Annotated in this window: 28 protein-coding genes and 5 pseudogenes; all 33 read right to left on the bottom strand. The window is 30.8% G+C overall.

Annotated features, from left to right (window positions below):
- Positions 1-165: 165 nt before the first annotated feature.
- Positions 166-648: a hypothetical protein gene (locus AC5LAX_RS05195; protein WP_178649879.1), complete on the bottom strand. Its 483-nt coding sequence runs from the start codon at positions 646-648 to the stop codon at positions 166-168.
- A gap of 348 nt (positions 649-996) precedes the next feature.
- Positions 997-1476, bottom strand: a complete 480-nt coding sequence (locus AC5LAX_RS05200) for a hypothetical protein (protein WP_178649877.1) — start codon at positions 1474-1476, stop codon at positions 997-999.
- Positions 1477-1485: 9 nt separating this feature from the next.
- Entirely contained in the window at positions 1486-1662 is a 177-nt protein-coding gene (locus AC5LAX_RS05205) for a hypothetical protein (protein WP_288305570.1), read from the bottom strand.
- A gap of 6 nt (positions 1663-1668) precedes the next feature.
- A complete protein-coding gene (locus AC5LAX_RS05210; protein WP_288305569.1) occupies positions 1669-1902 on the bottom strand; it encodes a hypothetical protein in 234 nt (77 codons plus the stop codon).
- A 213-nt stretch (positions 1903-2115) separates the two neighbouring features.
- The gene (locus AC5LAX_RS05215; RefSeq protein ID WP_493263681.1) at positions 2116-3024 is read right to left on the bottom strand and encodes a hypothetical protein; all 909 of its coding nucleotides are present in this window, start codon (positions 3022-3024) and stop codon (positions 2116-2118) included.
- A gap of 123 nt (positions 3025-3147) precedes the next feature.
- The gene (locus tag AC5LAX_RS05220; protein WP_493263682.1) at positions 3148-3348 is read right to left on the bottom strand and encodes a hypothetical protein; all 201 of its coding nucleotides are present in this window, start codon (positions 3346-3348) and stop codon (positions 3148-3150) included.
- A gap of 3 nt (positions 3349-3351) precedes the next feature.
- Entirely contained in the window at positions 3352-3507 is a 156-nt protein-coding gene (locus AC5LAX_RS05225) for a hypothetical protein (RefSeq protein WP_331871065.1), read from the bottom strand.
- Between the two features lie 141 nt (positions 3508-3648).
- Positions 3649-4512 (bottom strand): hypothetical protein, encoded by an 864-nt coding sequence (locus AC5LAX_RS05230; protein WP_493263683.1) that lies wholly within the window; start codon positions 4510-4512, stop codon positions 3649-3651.
- Positions 4513-4761: 249 nt separating this feature from the next.
- Positions 4762-5058 carry a hypothetical protein gene (locus tag AC5LAX_RS05235; protein WP_153170235.1) on the bottom strand — a complete coding sequence of 99 codons (297 nt, stop codon included), beginning with the start codon at positions 5056-5058 and terminating at the stop codon, positions 4762-4764.
- A 54-nt stretch (positions 5059-5112) separates the two neighbouring features.
- The gene (locus tag AC5LAX_RS05240) at positions 5113-5238 is read right to left on the bottom strand and encodes a hypothetical protein (RefSeq protein WP_262895085.1); all 126 of its coding nucleotides are present in this window, start codon (positions 5236-5238) and stop codon (positions 5113-5115) included.
- A gap of 1449 nt (positions 5239-6687) precedes the next feature.
- A complete protein-coding gene (locus AC5LAX_RS05245) occupies positions 6688-7563 on the bottom strand; it encodes a hypothetical protein (RefSeq protein ID WP_153170270.1) in 876 nt (291 codons plus the stop codon).
- Between the two features lie 78 nt (positions 7564-7641).
- A complete protein-coding gene (locus AC5LAX_RS05250; protein WP_493263684.1) occupies positions 7642-7833 on the bottom strand; it encodes a hypothetical protein in 192 nt (63 codons plus the stop codon).
- Entirely contained in the window at positions 7834-8265 is a 432-nt protein-coding gene (locus tag AC5LAX_RS05255; protein ID WP_483251555.1) for a hypothetical protein, read from the bottom strand.
- Between the two features lie 459 nt (positions 8266-8724).
- A complete protein-coding gene (locus AC5LAX_RS05260) occupies positions 8725-8928 on the bottom strand; it encodes a hypothetical protein (RefSeq protein ID WP_153163728.1) in 204 nt (67 codons plus the stop codon).
- A gap of 331 nt (positions 8929-9259) precedes the next feature.
- Positions 9260-9448, bottom strand: a complete 189-nt coding sequence (locus tag AC5LAX_RS05265; RefSeq protein WP_483251556.1) for a hypothetical protein — start codon at positions 9446-9448, stop codon at positions 9260-9262.
- Positions 9449-9571: 123 nt separating this feature from the next.
- Entirely contained in the window at positions 9572-10111 is a 540-nt protein-coding gene (locus tag AC5LAX_RS05270) for a hypothetical protein (protein ID WP_493263685.1), read from the bottom strand.
- 12 nt (positions 10112-10123) lie between these two features.
- Positions 10124-10570, bottom strand: a complete 447-nt coding sequence (locus AC5LAX_RS05275; RefSeq protein WP_493263686.1) for a hypothetical protein — start codon at positions 10568-10570, stop codon at positions 10124-10126.
- 509 nt (positions 10571-11079) lie between these two features.
- Positions 11080-11229 carry a hypothetical protein gene (locus AC5LAX_RS05280; protein WP_288305556.1) on the bottom strand — a complete coding sequence of 50 codons (150 nt, stop codon included), beginning with the start codon at positions 11227-11229 and terminating at the stop codon, positions 11080-11082.
- Between the two features lie 357 nt (positions 11230-11586).
- Entirely contained in the window at positions 11587-11982 is a 396-nt protein-coding gene (locus AC5LAX_RS05285; RefSeq protein WP_493263687.1) for a hypothetical protein, read from the bottom strand.
- Between the two features lie 147 nt (positions 11983-12129).
- Positions 12130-12363 (bottom strand): hypothetical protein, encoded by a 234-nt coding sequence (locus AC5LAX_RS05290; RefSeq protein WP_178650095.1) that lies wholly within the window; start codon positions 12361-12363, stop codon positions 12130-12132.
- A 195-nt stretch (positions 12364-12558) separates the two neighbouring features.
- Positions 12559-12897 (bottom strand): hypothetical protein, encoded by a 339-nt coding sequence (locus AC5LAX_RS05295; protein ID WP_493263688.1) that lies wholly within the window; start codon positions 12895-12897, stop codon positions 12559-12561.
- A gap of 97 nt (positions 12898-12994) precedes the next feature.
- Positions 12995-13279: a hypothetical protein gene (locus AC5LAX_RS05300; protein ID WP_493263689.1), complete on the bottom strand. Its 285-nt coding sequence runs from the start codon at positions 13277-13279 to the stop codon at positions 12995-12997.
- Between the two features lie 222 nt (positions 13280-13501).
- Positions 13502-14353, bottom strand: a pseudogene (locus AC5LAX_RS05305) (hypothetical protein); the annotation flags it as partial.
- 12 nt (positions 14354-14365) lie between these two features.
- Positions 14366-14689 carry a hypothetical protein gene (locus AC5LAX_RS05310; protein ID WP_281537376.1) on the bottom strand — a complete coding sequence of 108 codons (324 nt, stop codon included), beginning with the start codon at positions 14687-14689 and terminating at the stop codon, positions 14366-14368.
- 141 nt (positions 14690-14830) lie between these two features.
- On the bottom strand, positions 14831-15034 hold the full coding sequence (locus AC5LAX_RS05315; RefSeq protein ID WP_493263690.1) for a hypothetical protein: 204 nt from the start codon (positions 15032-15034) through the stop codon (positions 14831-14833).
- Positions 15035-15238: 204 nt separating this feature from the next.
- A complete protein-coding gene (locus AC5LAX_RS05320) occupies positions 15239-15466 on the bottom strand; it encodes a hypothetical protein (protein ID WP_493263719.1) in 228 nt (75 codons plus the stop codon).
- Between the two features lie 48 nt (positions 15467-15514).
- Positions 15515-15853 carry a hypothetical protein gene (locus AC5LAX_RS05325; protein ID WP_493263691.1) on the bottom strand — a complete coding sequence of 113 codons (339 nt, stop codon included), beginning with the start codon at positions 15851-15853 and terminating at the stop codon, positions 15515-15517.
- 105 nt (positions 15854-15958) lie between these two features.
- Positions 15959-16906: pseudogene (locus tag AC5LAX_RS05330) on the bottom strand (hypothetical protein).
- Positions 16907-17067: 161 nt separating this feature from the next.
- Positions 17068-17973, bottom strand: a pseudogene (locus AC5LAX_RS05335) (hypothetical protein).
- Positions 17974-17978: 5 nt separating this feature from the next.
- The gene (locus tag AC5LAX_RS05340; protein WP_278510560.1) at positions 17979-18257 is read right to left on the bottom strand and encodes an NUMOD1 domain-containing DNA-binding protein; all 279 of its coding nucleotides are present in this window, start codon (positions 18255-18257) and stop codon (positions 17979-17981) included.
- A 72-nt stretch (positions 18258-18329) separates the two neighbouring features.
- Positions 18330-18437 (bottom strand): annotated as a pseudogene (locus AC5LAX_RS05345) (NUMOD1 domain-containing DNA-binding protein); the annotation flags it as partial.
- 54 nt (positions 18438-18491) lie between these two features.
- On the bottom strand, positions 18492-18626 hold the full coding sequence (locus AC5LAX_RS05350) for a hypothetical protein (RefSeq protein WP_493263692.1): 135 nt from the start codon (positions 18624-18626) through the stop codon (positions 18492-18494).
- Between the two features lie 756 nt (positions 18627-19382).
- Positions 19383-19781: pseudogene (locus tag AC5LAX_RS05355) on the bottom strand (hypothetical protein).
- Between the last annotated feature and the right edge of the window lie 440 nt (positions 19782-20221).

Consider the following 20221-nt stretch of genomic DNA (forward strand, 5'->3'; position numbering starts at 1 on the left):
CTTAACGGCATTTAATGCTTGCTAATCAGTAACACCAAACTCTTTTTGGAACATATCCTTTATTAAGGATTTTCTAAACATACTATATAATGTATCATATACTGTAGATCCTATTTCATTATCTGATAACTATAATACTTGGAATTTAGAATCACTTCTATCTTCCTAATCCTTAGTATCTCCCCATTTAGTTCTCAAGTTTGTTCCAGTAGACAATACTGAAGATAGACGTTTAATTTTATCTACATCTCGACCAGTTATCATATAATAAGCAGAATAGCTTGATTTATCTCCATCTGGATCATGTTTATCTATCCAAGCTTCTAATGTTCTCTCATCTGATATAACAGGTACAAATGAATCATCATTAGGCTTATATATCATAAGTTCTTTTTGCCATTTATATAATGCAGGATCTCCAGTAAAACATTTCTCTATTTCTATAGTAGAAATAGCACTATTAATAGCATGTGAAGCTATAATAGAGTATATCACATCTGTTCCTTTATCTCTACTATCAGTTTTAGAACTTATTTTTTCAAATTCTTCTACAAAGTTTATAGGTATATATTTATTACTTAAGTCTTCACCTATCACACCTAGTTCTATAGCTTTTGATATTTCATTATTTACATAATCTACTAACAAATCATTGATAGCTTCTTTGATTACTGTGTCGTTATCTAATGCCTATTTAATTACACTCAGAATATCTTGTATAGACTGTGAATCATTAGAATATTCAGCTTTAGCTAGAATTTCATTTAAATTATAAGTATCACCGTTAATAGTTATCTTATTAAAATATCTAAATCTTCCTCCATTACCATCAGAGTATTTACCTTTTTTACTACCATAGTAATTACCAACAGATAGATTGGGATTATCTATAACACTTTGTTTAGTAGCAAAATACTTCTATATAGCATTATATTCATCTCTTAAATATCCCTTGAATATATTTAAAGTTCTATCTGAGAATCTTCTCTTTTGATCCTAAAATATAACTCTAGTTATATCTCCGTTTTCATTGTATTCGTAATCAGTGATAGCTGTAGATGGTAAGAAATCCTTGACCATTTGAATACCACTTATAGTGTGCCATGTCTTTTTATCAGACATAGTAGGACAAAATAAGTGATTGTTAAATCCAAATGTCATTTTAGATAAGTAATCCTCTATAGGAGATATACCAAAGTAATCACGATTAGTGTTTTGCAGATTCTCTTCTAAGTTTAGATAAGTATTTAATTTAATTAAATCAGCATTACTGTTTATAGATTGTAATAACAAAGAATTTGCAGAGTAAGGATTTTTGCCTAATAATTCTCTTTTACCGTTCAAATTATATTTCAACCATCTTATTTGGTCTGACATATAATTATTCTCTGTAATAGGATATACTAGATTACCATCCGCTCCAGTTACACTAAATTCTTCTGGAGATGGGTGTGTTCTACCCCAAGCTATAGCCATTAGATTTATCTAAGCATCTGGTTTTCTACTAGTAAATATTCTATCAAATGTTCTAGCAGTTTCTCCACTTCTGGATTTTATACTACTTGTACCTCTAATTGCAGCTATGTTAATATTATTTAATATACTTTTAGTTAAAGAAGTACTAGCATTTGCAGATCTCCAGAAATTCTCAAATGATTGCATGTTAGGCTAACCTGTTCCATTAGTAAGTAAATAGTCTAATGCTAAATCATCCATATTAATAGATAGATTATTACACATATCTATAAAATTAGATCTAACTTTAATATAATCATCCAAAGTTTTATCTTTCTTTTTTAATACATTATCTATTAATATTTTATGTTTCCACACAGCAGAATGAAACTTATCTTGATTTATAGTTCTAGTACCATCTTCATTAACATCAATTAAATCTGACAAGAAGAACTATTGCGACCATTTCTTTGGTAATCTACTTATCTTTCTATATACATCAGAATTCTGAATTCTCCATTTTAATTTATTAGAATATTCTTGTGTAGCATATTCTATTTGTTCATCAGATCCTCTCTGTGCAAAAGGTATCTGCTTTCTTTCTACAATTATTGCAGTTAAACTATTTTTTGCACTTTTAACTGTATTTAATATCTGAGTCTAAGTGACTTCATCAATAGGATCATCTTTTGAAGTTAACTTATTATATACAGTCATAAAGAACGGATCTACTTTACCAAGATTATAACACTTATCTACTAAGTCTAAATAACTTTCAACGTTCCATAGATTCTCTAATATCTTATTCCACACAACATTGAAATCTTCAGATCTAGTAGTCATCAACAAGTCATCTTCCTCTTCTACTAAGTATTTATTACCTGTTTCTGGATCAAATTCGTATTTAGTTTTAGGAATAGAATAAAAGAATAGTTTCGCTTTGAAAGCTACATTGGCTTTTTTACTTATTGTATAACTTTCTTTATCCCAAGTATTATCAGGATTATCCCCAAGTTCTCTTTCTTCTCTTTCTTGTTCTTCTGATTCTTCAGTATTCTTTTTGATAATACTAAAGTTTCTTAAATAATCATCTATTTGCTTCTTGAATACTTCTTTATTATTGATTACATCTTTGATAAGTTGTTCTTGAGATTCATCATACATTCCTAACTCTAAGTTAGTAGTTAGAATATCATCGAATATATCATTAATCTTCTTAGGCAAACTTTGTAAATCTTCAATACTACTAATATTAAATGTATCCATTACTGTAGCATTTAAAGAATCTACTACTGCATAGAAAGTAGTAGCGTCTGCTATAGAAGCCATTTTCTTTAATTCTTTATCCTCTACTCCTGGAACATAATAGTATAATACACCACCAAATCTTTTTTCAAAATCTTCTAATGTGGACTTAGATGGTTTATATTTTGAAAATTCTCCTTTGCGTATCTTATTGAATAAAGTTCTAACTAAATCTCCATTCCTAGTAATACCTAATACCTTAAGTATTACGTTGAATAGTTTTTTAATTCTATATGCTATAGATGGCTTAGTTTCATTTAGCATATATTGTCTAAATTCTTCAGCAAGAGCTTCTTCTACTTCTTGTTTAGAAGCATCTTTTAAATATGGATATTGTTTTACATAATCTTGATATACTTGTTCTCTAAGCTTATCGTTTATTAATAACTAACTTACATAATGGAAACCTTCGTGGAATTCTACTCCTTGCCCAGATTGTTCTGATAAGAATATTCTAGCTGCTGCATCACCACTGAGTCTATCTATACATACTTTTAAAGCACCATATACTTGTGGAGCATTAGCCATTCTAAATACTGCTTCTGAAGTAACAATATCTGATTTGTCAATGCCCAGTTTGTCTTGCAACCACTACCTAGCTTCATCCACATTTAATTTACCTTCGCCTTTTACTTGTGAAGTTAAACCCCTTTTAGCTAATTTCTGAGCAGCTTGCAGTTTACCGTTTCTACGAATTATTTGCCATTTACCAGTTTTATATTTGTATTGAGGAGAATTAGCTTTCATCCAATCTTTAATCTATTCTTCAGACCAATTCTCATCAGTAGAAACATATTCTATACCTGTAGTAGAAATAGGTTTATTATCTAATTTTACTTGTTTATTGTTAGTTTCCTCTACCTTTTTCTATGCTGATTTCTATACTGGCTATTGTTTGCTTGCACTAGCTAATTCTGTTTCAGTAACTTGTGGTACAGCTACTCCGTCTGTATATATGAAAGGAGCTCTGTATATAGTATCACCTAAATCTGTTTCAATTTTACCAGTGTTAATTAACCAAGTAAGTAAAGACACTGGTCCTTTATCAGTACCTATTCCTAAGTCTTCTCTAGTAAAAGCTAATTGCTCTAAACCTGCTATCTTAAATTGTTTAGCATTCGGATACTGTTTAAAATAAGAAGTAGCTAGTCTAACAATACTATCTGGTATAGGTTCTAATAAAGCATACTTATCTGTATTCCAATGCAGATCTTTAGCTATTTTTCTTATAGCTAATTTATGCTGAGATTCTGAAGCTCTGCTAGGATCAAATTCTACTTTTATGTGTCTACCATTAGAATTTCTTACAGCAAATTGTATATGCGTATTACCTTCTTCAGGATGATAATACAACATTTTATCCATTAGAAATGGATATTTTTCTCCAACTTCATCACTAATAATGGTTTTGGAACCATTATTAACAATAATATCAAGCACATCTTGCTCAGCTCCACCAAGTTTTACTTTACCAATTAATAACTTATATGCTAATTCAGCTAAAGAATTAACCTTACCATCTTTTCCCAATTCAACTTCATCTCCATAAATATCATAATCTAATTTATGTATAGATAATTGAATAGGAGCTATAGAACCATTAGGTGTTTGTTCTGCTTTTGGGAATATATATAATGCTCCAGATCTACCAACACCATTACCCGCTAATTCGTCATTGGACCCTAATTTGCGAATTACAAAAGGCTCAGTAACAAAGTCTTCCACAGAACCAGTACCATAACCAATTTGCATTTCCTTTACTTGTTGGTCTAACTTTCTTACGTTATTTTGTTCTAATCCAAAGTCATTAACTTCTGTAAGTTTACGTCTTATAGGAGCTCCTTCTGGGGATTTTTGGTTATTAAATTCTCCATTACTTATTCTTAATTTAGCTGGTTTAACAGACTTTATAATAGTCGTAGGTATAGTTTTATTACTACCAAGGTAAGCATTTACTATCTGTTGCCTAATTTCTATTAACTTTTCTTTCTACTTTTGTAACTACTGAACTTGTTCAGAATTATAATTACCAGATGCTATTTCTTTATCTACATAATCTGGAGTTCTTAGAGAAGCTATCATTACTCCATCAGTATCTTCTAATACTAAGTGAATAGCTTGCATATATGGAGAAGTGTCTCCGTATCTATGGTTAGTTACTATATAATAAGCATTTACAGAATTTATCCAACCGTTCTTTAAAAGTCTTTTAGATAATTCTTTTCCTGGTAATACAGGTATTACTTCTCCTTTACTATTAGTAAAAGTAATAGGTTTACCATTCACAGTAATATTCATTGGAGATGCAGCATCTGGTTGGAAGAAAAACGCGTTAGAAACATGTTTTACTTTCTATACCTTTCTATTACTCAATGCATCAGAGTTATTAGTAACAGTTTCAGGTTTCATATTAGCGTAGCCAGTTTCTCCATATACTTCAGTAGAAGTATCTTCTAGCATTTGAGCTTCTGCTGCCAATACTTCATCAGATATAAAAGTAGTTCCATCATTTACATATATACCTCCATCAACTATAGTTATAGTAGGAGCATCCTGAGCAGGCTTGCTGTCTTCTACTTGAGTTGGAGCTGGTGGTACTGGATTACTTTTATCTTTTGTATTAGTATTCTGTTCTTCGTTTGCTTCTTGAGCATCTGTAGCTACAGCAATTTCTGTTACTTCTTCAGATGTTTGTTCACTAACACCAGATACTTCATCAGGATTCTATAAAGTTCTGTTACGTATATCTTCCTATTCTAGCTCTTGTGGAGAAGGTGTGCTATCTTCTACGTGACTAACATCGTCTACAGTTACATCAACTTTTTCTTCTCTGGCTATAATATCCTGTACTTCTTTTTCTGGCTATTGTATCTATTCTTCTATAGAACCTTCTACCAGAACATCTTCGCTACTAGGTTCTATTTCTAACTATCTACCTTTTTGATTTAGTAAAGCTTGCTCTTCTTCTCTAAGAATTTCATCTACATCTGTAGACATAGACTCTGGTATTACAGGTTCTGCTGTTTCTGTTTTAGTTTCTTGTACTACAGGCTGTTGTTGTACTCCTTCTTGTATTGGAGTTTCTGGTTTAACTTCTACTTTTTCTTGTTTCTTAGTAGTATCTTCAATAGCAGCTGCTGGATTTTCTATTACTCCCTCTTCTGGTAGTACTTCACCAGCTTCCTCTTTTTCTTTTCTAGCAACTTTTTCCTATCTAACTGATTTACTTAGATGTTCAGCAAATAACGAATTGGCTACAATTCTAGACGCACGTTCCTGATCAGCTAATTCTAGTAAATCATTATACTTCATCTGAGCTTGTTGATTATACTTAGATATAATAGATTTTCTACTAGGTTGAGGTTTACCTTCTCTTAGTGCTTTATCTGTATATTCTTGTATAATATTATCCTATTGCTCTTCAGATAAATCTTTGAACAAATATCCTTTGATATCCTAATATGATTCTGCTTTAAGTTTACCAGTAATATAAGCTGTAGCTTGATCTCTCAATCTATCTCTCACAGCTTTATTCATTACAAACGCTGTTACATAATTCTTTATCTATTCAGCATTTACTGGATCTTGAGCCTAATCTAAATTTTGTATACCGTATGTACTTACTATTTGTTGAACGTTTCTTTCTATTCTTTCTTTTTCTCTTTTAATGTAGTTTCTCATATTATTTATATTTCTGAGATCTACATCTAAACCAGTATCCTCTGATAACTGTTGTAAAGTTTTAGTTCTATTAGTAAGAGCTTTATACAAATCTGTTATAGCTTGATTCTATAATTTTAGATAAGTAATATCATATACAGCATTTGAATATTCATCAAAAGTAGGTAAAGTAGATAAAAAATCTTGTTCTATTTCGTCTGCATATTCTGGAGTGGCATTCATTTTGTATTGATAATCTTCATCAGACTATCTTTTACTTTCAACAAATGCATCATAAGATTCTCTAGCTTTTTGTAGGAATACATCATCTTTATTAGTTTTACCTTGCTCTATTATCTTTTCTAACTCTTTGGCTACATCGTTAGTTGATTGCTCTGCCTCATTCAATCTATCTTTAATATGTAGATAGTTCTTAACTATTTTTCTATGCTCAGAGCTGCCTCTCTTAATACCTAAATCTTTTAAATTTTCATCAATAGATTTATTACGATATTCAGCCCACAGATTAGTAGCTAGATTTTTGTCTTCATCTATCATTTCATCTGTTACTCCAGGCTGTTTCAATTTTTTAGCAGACTCTAAATAATCTGTAACATAATTAATATCTTTACCAGCTTGTAAAGCATCGAGGAAGACATCCATTTTGTTATCCTGTTCAGCATTACTATATCCTTTAGCAATAAGTTTTTGTACTTCTTTATCTGAAGCATACTGTCTTACTGCATTTTTCAATTGTACTGCATTACCAGCAAATGGCATTACTAAACCTATGAATCCACCAATATCCATCGCCTTCTTTAATTCATCATCTGTATTTAGATAATTATCATTTGATAAACCAAAGTAAGCAAGATTGGCTTCATACCCAAGAAGACCAGCGTTGTATGCAGCAGATATAGGATTTATTCCTTTGTCTTTTAAATAGTCGTATTCTCCTCTTTGATATCTACTACCAACTACAGATTGAACACCTTCTTCACTACGTTCAGATACAAAATTAATAGCATTAGCTTTAGCGAATTTACCAATGTTTTCTAATAAATGTTTCCTAGTAATATTTTGTCCAGGTCTAGATGCTTTGTTCAGAATATTTTCAACCCCTCTGTCAATAGCTTTACCCAAACCAATCTGGTCTGCTATACTTGGTATTTCATCTAAAGGTCTTTCTATACCTCTAGCTTTTGCTAATGCTTTACTAGCCTAATTCCATAATATTTTACCTCCATAGGAAAACGGCATACTTTGTAAATAATCTGAATAACTTAAAGCGTCATTCACATCTCTAACCATTTGTAAGCCATCAAAAGCATTGTTTCTGATTTCTTCAAAATCTTTTTGATCTGTAGTAAGACCTTGAGCTAAACCAGCTTGTAGTTTTTCATTTTCGTCCATCTAATCTACAGGATAACCTAACTCACCCAATCTAGGCTCCCAAGATTCTAATACTCTATTTACATCTGTCTTATTATCGTTAGCACTTTGTAATACTCTTTGCTGATAGTTATCAAATACTTCACTAGCTGTTTCAGATTGCCTGTAATATTTAGCTAACCAAAGATTAAAAGCTGATTCTCCTAAAGCGATTGCTGTAGCTGCTTGACCAATACCTGGAACAGCAGTTATAGCACCTCTAACAGCTAGACTTCTAGCTGCTTTATTAGCTAATATTGAAGTTCCTGTTTGTAAGAACATCATTTCTATTTCAGACAAAGAACTACCAATATGACCTAGATTATAAAACCAAGATTTAGGATCAGTAATAGATAACTCAGATTCATTTACTCTCTGCTCAAATTCTTTAGTAAGAGCAGTAGGATCGTACAACCAATTACCTTTCTTTAAAGTATTCTATCTTTTTACTATCTTAGCTGTTTTATCTTCGTATTCATCATTAGCATCAGATAACACTTTCTAAATAGCGTCTAATCTTTCTTTATCAGACATTTGTTGCTATTTATTGTTCCATAAGAAATCTTGTTCTTCCTAGTTTAATGCGTTATCTTCTAACGCTGTAGCTATATTATCTAGAGGATTTACATTGAATATATTATTATTTTTAAAGTCATTTAGCAAAGCTTTAAAGTTTATAGCTATACTACCATTTACATTCGTAGGATCTGTATCGTAGAATAAATCTCTTAAGTACGGATTAGATTTAGCATACTCTTTTATATTAGGTTCTAACTAATTAACAGTTTGCACTGCCATTTTCTATTCATCTGTAAGTATATTATTAGAGATATTATCTACAATAGACTTAGCTTCTAAATAGTTTTGAGCTTCCTATATCTGTGGTATCCATTTAGATTCTGTTTCCATTAAATTGTCTTGTAATTTAGACAATCCAACACTAAGTCTTTCTTTTTGTATATACTGATATAATGGATTAGCATTATCTAATACATTAGTTATTAGTTTTCCAGTATTCCATACAATATCTTCAGCTAAAGATCTTTTATTATCTTTAGCTTCTTCTACTACTGGCACTTCTTGTTCTGTAGTAAATTCATTTATTCCATATGACTATGGTAGTTGCGATATATCAAACCCTTCGCTGTACGGAGTCATAGCTTCCCTCACTAGCTATTGTCCTAGTGAGGGGGAATTCAAATTAAATTTATTTTTCTTAGCCATTTTTTATGCGATTTTATTTTTCTTCTTCTCCGGCAGAATAACCAATGCCGTAAGCTTCCTATTGTGTACTTGGATATAATTCAGATCTAAATGCATCTGTCATAGATAGCTTCCATGCTTGTTGATCTAAGTATTCAGTATTTAATTTATCTTGTGGATCTGGAAGTTTATTTAGTAATTCTATCTACCAATATACATCTTCTGTAGGAACATTGTAAGATACTTTTCCTTCATAGTTATATTTACTGCTATACTCTCCTTCTTCTAAGTATCTTTGAAATGGTAGTTTACGTTTATCTCCTTCTTTTATTTCTGTAGATAGAGACACCTTACCAGAGCGATCGTATATTCTTTTAGCTCCAGATATAACCATATCTGCGTCTGTTATACCTAACGCATCTAATTGACTTTGGGGTATAGCTACTGTAATTACCTAACTAGAATTAGGCTGTACTTGTCCATTTTTATTTACAGGTAAAGTAAGAATATTACCTCCCTATTGAAGAATAACATTAGTAAGCTTACCGTTTTTAAGAGCATCTCTAAACTTATTCTTTCCAGATTCTACATGTTTATAACCAGCTATTTCAGATATAACATCTGTAGCTAAATCTAATTGTCTAGGATTAGCTATTACTCTATATTTACCTAATGGAGTAGTAACCGTTTCAGATGTAACACCTGGTATAGTAGTTTGTAACAAATCATTTACAGAAGCTATAGGAGATGGAGCTGCAAATCTATTCAAAATATCATTAGTAGCGTTTGATAAATCTATATTAGTTAATTTACCATCTGTAGCATATTCTTTAAATATTTCATTAAACAGTTTATTTGGTGTGTAACTATTAGATTCATTATATATTTTTCGTAATTGTTCCTTAAATATATTTGCAGATAGAGTATCATTTGATTCGACAGCTTTATTATATTGATCGGTTAAAGAATTTATCTGATCTCTATATTTATTAGCTATGTAAGCTTGAGTTCCTAATTTAAATGCATCTCCACCAGTAGCTGCAATAGATTCTGTCAATCTGAAAGGTTTCTAAGTAGCTTGTTGTTCTTTTGTTCTAGCTCTTTTTAATCTATCCTCTTCGTATATCTTAGATAAAGGATTAAGTTCTCTATCTTCATATGCAAATTCTCTACCAGCTCTATATATACGATTAGCAAATAAAGCATTAGCTTGTTCTGGAGTATATCCTTGCTGTATTAATACTTGTATATGTTTCTGTGCTTCAGGAGTGTTATATATAGCAGAAATATTGTTAGCTATTTCTTGATCTATTCTTTCAGATGAAACTCCTCTCCAATCATAAGCACCTTCTTGTCTAATAAATCCAGGCTTTAGATTATCAACATAAGGCTTTACTAAGTCTACTTCTGACTTATAAGCTAATGGAGCAACATCATTAAATACTCCACTATCTAAAGTATTATAATTAGTAAAATCAACTTCATGCCATAAAGGATTATACTTACCAGACAGCATAAGTTGTTGATTTACTTTCTATCTCTAAAGTAATCCTTCTCTACTCTGTTGTAACTAACTTAGCTCATTATAAGGTCTAGTATTAATAAACGATTGTATTAAGGATCTACCTTCTGCTGTTTTAATCAAATCTGGATTAGCTGCTAATTTATTTACTACATCTTGTCCAGCTCCAACTGTTAAATCATACCATCTCTTAGTATCTACAGCTGATGGTGATCTAAACTCTGACCACTTAGTAAACTGATTACCTAAATCCTAATAAGCTTTATCTACTCTTTCGTTATTTGCTTTACCTATAGCATATAACTATTCAAAGGGTATTGGTGTATACTAACTAATATACTCACTTTCTATTGGTTTATCAAATCTATTCGTTGCCATTATCTTTTCAAATTATTATATAATTTAGTTAATTGATCTGATGTCATACCATATTCCAAATAAGGTAACATAGCTTCTAGTACAGCAGAGTCTCTTTTAGTTAAACGTTTATCTTTACTTATCTACTATATTCTTGTAGATAAATCACCAAATCCTTTTCTACGAATATTTCTAGTAGCTGCATCATTTTGAGCTTGTTCTACAGAAGCTAAATGTCTAGCATTAGCATACTGTTGTCCCCATTGATTAGCTATTTGAGCATTGTTAAATGCCATTTGATTTTCAGCATTATTTTTAGTAGCATAAGCATTAGCAATAGCTTTATTTCTATTAACAGCTGACTACAAACCAAATGCCATATTAGCTCCAGTATTAGGATTAAGATTAGCCATATTGTATCTAGCAATTCTATCACTTAGTGTAGCTTCTCTAAGTATAGGATCTATATTATAATCAGTAGGACCATATACTGGATCATAAGTATATGTTTCTACTCTTTCAGGACTACCTGAGAATATATTACCAATAGGTCCAGCTAATGCAGCTATATTGTCTATTAGATCTAACCAGTTATTATCACTTGGAGTTTTTGGCTTTTTACCATTTGTACCATATATATTACCTACTGGAAGCTATCCAGGATTACTAGTGTAGTTAAAGTATTTACTACTTCTAGCATTAGCAGTATCTACGTTACCAATGGGAGCGTTGATATTATAAGGAATACCTAATCTATTTGCTACTTCAGAAGATGGTATATGTCTAGGTCCACTACTTTGATTAGATCTACTATCCACATATGCTTGACCAATCTTATGCCAATCGCCATACTTTCTGTCTGTCATTAAAGATCTAGCTTGTTCTACTGTAGGTATAACTCCTTTGTTCTTACCTAAGTAAGTAGACATGTCTCCGTATTTACCGCCATAGATATCTTTTACATCTTGATCTGTAATACTATTAACCCAGTTTAAATAATCTTGTGTATAGTTATTTTTATTTGGATCCCAGTATTTAAAATCAGACATATTTTTATTATATCCATATGGTTTAATACCTCTAGTACCATCTGCATAAGCAGCTGTATTTTTCTTGTTTATCTTACTGTTTTTTAAAGCTTCTTGCTAATCTAACAATACTTGATATGCTATTTGATTGTTTCTTTCATTTAGCATCTAACTATTTTCAGCATATATATTATTAGCTTTCTTATTGCTTTTTTTCATTAATTTCTTTCCCATTTCTGCAAATGTTTTATTTGTTCCTGGAACTTTAATCTTATCGCTTAATACTTGAGTTCCAACAGGTACATTTAATAAATTAGAATCTGTAGGTTTACCTTCTTCTGGTATAGATCCTATAGTTCCATCTGGTGTTCTTAACATCTCACCATCATCTAAGTAAGCCATAGTAGATGGTACTACACCACCTTTAGATAAACTTAATTCATTATATCCATTTTCCTAATAGTAATCAGCTGCTACTTGTTCAGACATTTGTCTAGCTTGAATACCATTTTTAATTCTACCAGCCTTATTACGTATATAACTTTTACTATGACCAAACAGACCTGCGATTCCTGATGGTAATTCATACTCACCAGTCTACTCATTAACAGAACCACCAGAACCTATACTTGAAGTAATACCACCAATAGCTCCACCTATTACTGCTCCCCAAGGTCCACCAATAGAAGCGCCCATTGCAGCTCCAGATCCTATTCCACCTATTACACCAGCTGCTGTAGGTTTCTTTCCACTAGTAGCATTACCTATCATACTACCTACAGCACCAACTCCTTGTGTAACTACATTAGCTTTATCTACTCCACTCATATTCCCCCAATTTGAAATAGCGTCAGCGCCAAAAGCGTATTGAGGAATTTTTTTTAATTTCTTAGTTTTCATATTATAACATTGAATATCTATAAGTTGTTTTAACATATGGAAGTTTGAACTCTTTGTTATCATTACAATCAAATGTGTAATTACAAATTAAATACTTTCCTCTCATTCTTCCAGCATAAGACATGTTAGTTTGCTATTGTAAATCAGGTTTATCTTGTTTTTCTCTACTTATCGCAAATCTATAATTATCTTCTCGAACTTCTATGTTGTTGTAATCAATAGAGTCTGTTACTTGGGTTTTAGTTTCAAAATGTATATCTGTTATTAATGTAGGTTTTTCTTCATCTCCAACATCTTCAAATTCAGCAGAAAACCATTGATTATCAAATACTTTAGTATATGCTATATCTTTATTTACTACAAACCTTACATAAGATATACGTTCTTCTTTCTCTTTACTATCATCTACGTAATACATATTGTGTAGATAGTAACAATTATTATCTTTAATAGTAACTAATCTAGTAGAAAATGGGAAGAACCAGTTTGGATTATGAGTATAGAAAGATGTAAATACATTTAACTATTCATTAAATATTAAACATCTATCGTATATTCTAAACCATACTTCATTATATTTCTTATCATAAAATGATACTGGATTTTTTCTAGCTGAGTCTGGCAATCTATTTAAATATGTCTATACTTGTTTTACTTTAGATAATTCATTAAATCCATTACCCAATGAACATATTATATTTTTATCAAAATCGTGCCAGTATAAAGTTGTTTCTGAATTAGTAATACTTTTATCATTTATGATACTGCTACCATTTTGTGTAACTAAATAATCATACCTAGTTAATACTCCTCCAGTACCTAATACTAGTTCTCCAGCGTTGTTGTCATTAATTAATGATCTATCATTGACAGAAGCTATACCAACAGAACTGTCCTAAAAGAAGTATAACCTATTCTTGAATACTTTTAAATTAGTAACTGGTCCGTATGTACTATCTGTATCTAAATAATTAGCAAATTTAAATTTAGTCCAACTATCTGTCTATTCGTTAATAGACTTTACTTCAGAACACGTAATACGATTCATACTCTTTACGTTATCTTCAGCGTATATAGAACTTTGAATATAACCTTTAGCGGTATTAGTACTAGAATATGCTGAATTATATGTATACATAGGTTTTCCTTGAGTATAGTTTGTATTTAGTGCACCAGGTTCTGTTAAAAAATATATATTAGCCTCTCCAGTTTGAGCATTGCCAGTAGATACTGTTGTATCTTGAGAAAAATGTTCATCGTTTCTATAGTGCAAGTTTACACTGGATTCTAAAGGTATATAAGCTGCAACAAATCTCTTGAAACCGTTTCTATCGTCTGGATCATTTCTAGTAAACAACAAGGTGTGTGCATAATCTAACACTCCTAAATATGTATCACCACCGAAACACATAGCTGTATCATATTTTTCCCAAGATGTTTTGACATAAGTATTAGTACTATAATAAGTAGAATAACTTCTACTTATAAATGTATTGCCACCATACTAAGTAGCACTCTTCTTTATATTAACAAAAAGCACAGAGTTGTATCTAAACTTTCTCAACATTGGCGTTGTACGTATACCTGTAAAACCACCAGAATATACATCTGGGGCACTAACAGCTAAACATACTCCGTGAGGTCCAAGAGCTTCGTTAGAACCAATGCTATAATTGATAAACCCAAATCTATCTATATAGTTTACTATTTGTTTAGCATCAAAAGCTTCTTGGTAAGGAGATATATTAGTAGGTTTAACGACGTCTTTTATAGGAAAAGATTGACGCAAATTAGAATTGTCTTTATGAGCATAGTTCTTACCAAACATCTAATAATATTTACATACCCCTCCACTAAGTCTGCCATCATTTTGCTCAAATCCATCAAATACTCCAGATTCCAATTTAATAGCTGGTCGATCTCCATCATAATCCGATCCTTCTACTACACCACCAAATGAATTTTCAGTCTAATTGTTATCATTTCTACCTAACACTTTTGTGAAAGGTATTCCTAGTCTGTGATGTTTATATCTATTATCATTACAATATGTAGCGGAATGAGCACAATATAATGGAACTATATTCATATTACTAGTAACAATAGAATCTGAATTTTCTTTATTAAAACATATATCAGCTGTTACTAAATCAAATATACCGTTAACGTCCATTGGGTTTATAGCTTGAGTATCTTGCTATACCATTTTGTTATCATATATATGATATATTCCTTGTGCAAACGGTGATACGGTAGTGTCTGTAAATGTTGGCATAATAGTAGGTCTTCTATCTATGCTACCAATAGAATATTCAGCTCTATAATCTTCAGTATTATTCTACCACCCATTGAATCTAACAGTTTTGTTTAGTAATCCCTAAGTAACTACAGTTCTATCTGCCAATGTTCTGTCGCATCTTACTATTTCATAAGCTACTACATCTGTAGGAAGATTTTGTACATAAAACATTATACCTAACGGGTGAGATACCAATTCATAGTTACCTGACCCATCTACTGTATCGGCAAAAGTAAAAGGTTCATATCCTTCAATATCACCAGATGGGAATCTAATATCTCCAATCCAATGTACAGGAGAAGGTATATTTTTCTAATTGTAGAATACGATACCAAATCTATATACTTCGTCTCTCTAATATCCTAAGAAATTAGATACGTAAAATGGGTCACTATAATTTCTTATTCTAGATGCATTATCATTATTATAGATGTATACAGTTTGACCATTCTCTGGACATTTTAATTTAATAGTACTATCTATTCTTTTAGATGCAGATAATTCCAAATTATATGCTAATAATTTATTACCTTCTTCATCTACAGATGGAGTATTGTCAGATTCTATTAAGTCTGTAGTAACAAATCTATAACTTATATTTACTCCTTTGCCACCTCTAACGGTTCTACTATCATCATATCCGTAAGCATATTCTTCAGTTTCATTATTTGGATATACTATTTGACTATTCATAGGGTTAATACAGTCGTGTTCTTCTGGTATAATAAAGTCGTTACCTTGACCCAATAACTAATCAAAAGTTAAAGTTAAAGAATTTTCAGTTATACTAGAATTTAGCTATATTGTTCCATTTTTATTGCACCTATATGCCCTAGCATCGTAAGCTACATCCCATGTTATTTCTTGTAAGTTTGAAGCAAATAACCTATTATTCATTTTAGCTATACTCTTAGCATTAAATTCAAACGGAATTATATTGTTAAACTCTTCAATGGATAACTCATTAATATAATTCTTACCTATATCATTATATGTAAAAGTAATGGTAGGATTGTCAGATTTGGGCAAATCTAATTCATTTATAATGTATATTTTTGGTACTTGATTTTTATTAGTGTACTGTATTCCAATTATTCTAATTCTTTCAAATCTACCGTCATTAAATAATGTAGCTGACAATAGACACCCTTTGTCTGTACTTTCGTCTTTATTGTTTCCATTAAAGTTTTTAGATGAATTAGTGTTACTAGAAGATATAGGTATCATAGAACTTAGTGATGAAGTTGTAGTTTCACCGCCATGCACATTGAATAGCTAATAACAATACTGTACCATACCTGCTGGCAAATTACCAGAAGTCCATTCAATAAACTTAAATGGAGCAATAGTAGAACTTGGTAACAGATCAAAGTATGTACTATCTGTTATTGGACTAGTCTTACTTGTATTATATTTCTTCTATATATTAATGCATTTGATAGAAGTATTACCGTCAGATATATATACTTTGCTAACATTGTTAGACTCAAAATTAGTAACAATGGATACGTTGTCTGTAATATTTAATTGTGCAGATACTATTAGAGTCCAAGTTGGACTGATACTATTAAAATCAGTTACTATCCAAAGATTATTAATTCTATTTTGTTCATACAATTCTTTAGTAAATACTATTCCACATTCTTCTACTTTTTCTTTATCTGTATTATACCATCTACCAACAGCCGTACCTAGTATATTTTCAGAGATTTCTAAACCTCCTAAATATTGTCTAATATCTTCTATATTCTATAGAATTCCAGTAGTTCCGGCATTATCTGTTAACAATCTAACATTCTATGCCCATCTATACTACTTGTTAGATAGCATAGTAATATCAGAATCTAGATTCATTCCTTCGAGAAATGTATTTACTTGGCTATTTATCTCCATAATCTATTATAATTCTAATTATAAATTTCTTGTCTATCACCAGTAGTACTAAAGAAAGTACGTTCTTCATCTATCTCTGGGACTAATGTATTCCATGTGTACTTGATATTAGTTAATTCGTCTTGGTTCGGCATTAATGATTCAGCATATGCTTGCTTTCTATAGAAGTTATACGAGTTCTTAGCATCTATCCACAACTATCTGTGTACTTCTCCTTTTATATACTTAATATAAAGAATCTTTTGTGCACAATACCAAAAGCAAGCTTCAAAGTAAGACTATACGTCTGGCATCATCGGCATACCATCTTCGTCAGTATAGATAGCATGGTATGATATTTTTGCATATCCTTCTGGGACATTTGAGATAAGATATCCTGGTTTGACATCATATTGTGGCGTATAACTGAAATTAGTACCATTAAAACTAGTGTGCTGTAATCTACCATTTTTGCTACAAACTGTATAATTATTAATTAGTGTGCTAAGTGTCTATCTAGTATTAGTATCTTTATTAAGTATTTCTAATGCGTCTTTATCTTTAGTAAGATTGTGAAGGTTCTTTACTAATGGTATTAATACATCATCGTGTATAATCATATTACAACAATCACAGTTATCTTTCTTATCATATACACTGAATGTACCAGTGCTCTTTTTCATAGGTATCCAACCACCACAATCACATGTAGAGTAAGCTACACTATTTAATCTTTCTAGGTCACATGGTAACTTAGCCTAATAACCATTGATAGGTATTACTTCTACTTTGTGATCTAATTGATTGACAGAACCTATATTCATTAAACTCTCTCCTATCCATTGTTTGATGTCTGTAATAGGTATTTCAGTTTCATTTAAACCTAAGTCCGCAATTACTTTAGCAATCACGGCTTTACTACTTGTCATTTTATATATCATGGCTGCTATTCGTAATCGTGAATATTATTATTTAATTTATCTTTATATCTCCATATATATCCAACAGCATGTTTGACAAAACCTTTTGCACATCTAGCAATATTACTTATTGCATACGGTTTATTCAAATATCTAGAAGCGTCAGATATTGATTCAAATTCGTTGATAATATTATAATTATCATCTAATTGTAAAACTGGTCTTTTAAACTGTTGTATAACATTAAGAGAATTATTTTCATAAGGATGTATATTAGAATGATCTCCATTGTCGTATCTCCACATAAATCCATATGCAGACTTGCTTTTATTTTTGCAACATCCTATTATTGTAACTCCTTTTAATTTTCCATTTAAACTACGTTCTGCTTCTCTAGAACTATGAAAAGTGCGAATATAATTTCCATCTAAATCATAGCAGTTTACTGGAATTCCACGCTTGGCTTGTAACGCTCCATTACTAATTCTCTATCTTTGCTATTTATTACGTTTTTGTCCTCTGAGTTTTTCAGCTCTTTTCTATTTTATTTCTTCTGTTTGTAATACATTTATTGGACAAGTAGCTGTATCACTAATATTATATTCGGGTTTCAAATCTAAATATTTCTGTTCTAAAAATAAAATAGTACTTCTAATATTTTCACACTTTTCCAAAATCTGTACATAAAATTTATCTTCTCCGTATTTGTTAAAAGCATTCTGTAAATAAATACTATGGTGACTATTTCTTCTAAGAGCTGATCTGTGTACTAATATTCTATGCTAGATATTTTTAGAGCTACCGATATATCTGTGTCCATTAAGTTCGTTGACTATTTGATATACTCCAGATATTTTTTCAATTTTATCAACTTCTTTAAAATTATATTTCTTCATAGTCTTTCTATTTAGATTTGATTAATTGACACAAATGCCTTTTATTTGCTCTAGTAAGTACAATCTAATACTTACTTTTGTTAGACACTAGCATGTCCTATTTATTCCAGTAAAGTCTATACTTATAGAATCCTGAGTGTTCGTTAAGTAAATAAGTGAGTTTACCTAATTCTTTAGTAGCTTTATAATCTATCCTAAGGCTTCTACCATCTAAATGTTTAGGTTGTTTCTTTACTATTTGAATACTACCCATTCTATAAGGTAATTTAACTTCTTTACTTTCTTCCAGTAACTAATCTCTTAAATAATAAAAGTAATCTGTTACTATCTTTCTATAAGTAGTATAATCTATATCATATACTGTATCTGGTTCTATACTACTTAAGTAATGATTATAGAATGAAGGTATAGTATAAGAAACTGTTTTGTTAGCTGATTTATTTAATTCATTCATCGTCTTATACTTCTATTAACATTCTAATTCATCACATTCTAAGTATCATCTTTACTATCATTAGTAGTATCAGATACTTGCTATCTCATAGTTAAGAAATCTTTGGTAAAGATCAATTGCTTAACTGTACCCCACATGTAAGCAGGTAAAGGATATTCATCTTTATCAGGATTATAACACAATTTATCTTCTGTTGGATCTTCAGCAATTATTTCTACGTCAATATATTCTAACTAGTTAGCATCACCTTCTACATATATTCTGTTACCTTTAACATAGGCAATGTAATCTTTACAAGTATACTTTCTATATTTCTAAAACTTCATTTTAGTTTCAGAACCTAATTGAATAATATTACCATAAGCATCTTTTACTGTTATTACTGAAGTAGTAAGTTTAGTACCAAGTAAAGTAGGTAATTCTTTATCCCCTTGGTATTCTGCATGACCTGGATCTTCTTCTATTTTATCCAGATGCATACGTATAGTCTAATAGAAAATCTAGTCTAATTGTTCTCCCTTATCTAACTTCTGTTTTAATAAGTAAGCTCGATAAGTTTTAATCCACAATTCTATCTAGTATCTACTGAGCTTTTCACTCTCAGCAATCTAGTTGTTTCTAGCTTCTAATAGAATATCATCAATGAGCTCATTTAATGTCATATCTATATATTTAAATTATAATTATAATAGTCATAAAACGCATTTTAAGACTTACTGTAAATTTTTATAGTATCTTAGATACACTCCTTAACAGAAACTAATAGCCTTTCTTAAAAAGCTTTATAATAATTTTCCGAGCGAAGCGAAGGAACTCTGAGCGAAGCGAGGAAATATTATTAACATACATAAACAACAAAAGCTCGTCCACTATACAGTGAGCGAGCCTCGTAGAGGTGAGCGAACGTTGTGAGCGTTGC

It is taken from the genome of Megamonas sp., from assembly GCF_986095205.1.

Bases quoted from the DNA above. Each gene is read 5' to 3' on its own strand.
- AC5LAX_RS05200 (WP_178649877.1), bottom strand. From the start codon at position 1,476: ATGGCTATAGCTTGGGGTAGAACACACCCATCTCCAGAAGAATTTAGT.
- AC5LAX_RS05205 (WP_288305570.1), bottom strand. From the start codon at position 1,662: ATGCAATCATTTGAGAATTTCTGGAGATCTGCAAATGCTAGTACTTCT.
- AC5LAX_RS05215 (WP_493263681.1), bottom strand. From the start codon at position 3,024: ATGCTAAATGAAACTAAGCCATCTATAGCATATAGAATTAAAAAACTA.
- AC5LAX_RS05225 (WP_331871065.1), bottom strand. From the start codon at position 3,507: ATGAAAGCTAATTCTCCTCAATACAAATATAAAACTGGTAAATGGCAA.
- AC5LAX_RS05230 (WP_493263683.1), bottom strand. From the start codon at position 4,512: ATGCAAATTGGTTATGGTACTGGTTCTGTGGAAGACTTTGTTACTGAG.
- AC5LAX_RS05235 (WP_153170235.1), bottom strand. From the start codon at position 5,058: ATGAATATTACTGTGAATGGTAAACCTATTACTTTTACTAATAGTAAA.
- AC5LAX_RS05250 (WP_493263684.1), bottom strand. From the start codon at position 7,833: ATGGACGAAAATGAAAAACTACAAGCTGGTTTAGCTCAAGGTCTTACT.
- AC5LAX_RS05265 (WP_483251556.1), bottom strand. From the start codon at position 9,448: ATGGTTATATCTGGAGCTAAAAGAATATACGATCGCTCTGGTAAGGTG.
- AC5LAX_RS05275 (WP_493263686.1), bottom strand. From the start codon at position 10,570: ATGCTGTCTGGTAAGTATAATCCTTTATGGCATGAAGTTGATTTTACT.
- AC5LAX_RS05280 (WP_288305556.1), bottom strand. From the start codon at position 11,229: ATGGCATTTAACAATGCTCAAATAGCTAATCAATGGGGACAACAGTAT.
- AC5LAX_RS05285 (WP_493263687.1), bottom strand. From the start codon at position 11,982: ATGTCTGATTTTAAATACTGGGATCCAAATAAAAATAACTATACACAA.
- AC5LAX_RS05290 (WP_178650095.1), bottom strand. From the start codon at position 12,363: ATGGCTTACTTAGATGATGGTGAGATGTTAAGAACACCAGATGGAACT.
- AC5LAX_RS05295 (WP_493263688.1), bottom strand. From the start codon at position 12,897: ATGTTAAAACAACTTATAGATATTCAATGTTATAATATGAAAACTAAG.
- AC5LAX_RS05300 (WP_493263689.1), bottom strand. From the start codon at position 13,279: ATGTATTACGTAGATGATAGTAAAGAGAAAGAAGAACGTATATCTTAT.
- AC5LAX_RS05310 (WP_281537376.1), bottom strand. From the start codon at position 14,689: ATGTTTGGTAAGAACTATGCTCATAAAGACAATTCTAATTTGCGTCAA.
- AC5LAX_RS05315 (WP_493263690.1), bottom strand. From the start codon at position 15,034: ATGGACGTTAACGGTATATTTGATTTAGTAACAGCTGATATATGTTTT.
- AC5LAX_RS05325 (WP_493263691.1), bottom strand. From the start codon at position 15,853: ATGAATAGTCAAATAGTATATCCAAATAATGAAACTGAAGAATATGCT.
- AC5LAX_RS05340 (WP_278510560.1), bottom strand. From the start codon at position 18,257: ATGTGGAGATACGACAATGGAGATCATTCTAATATACATCCTTATGAA.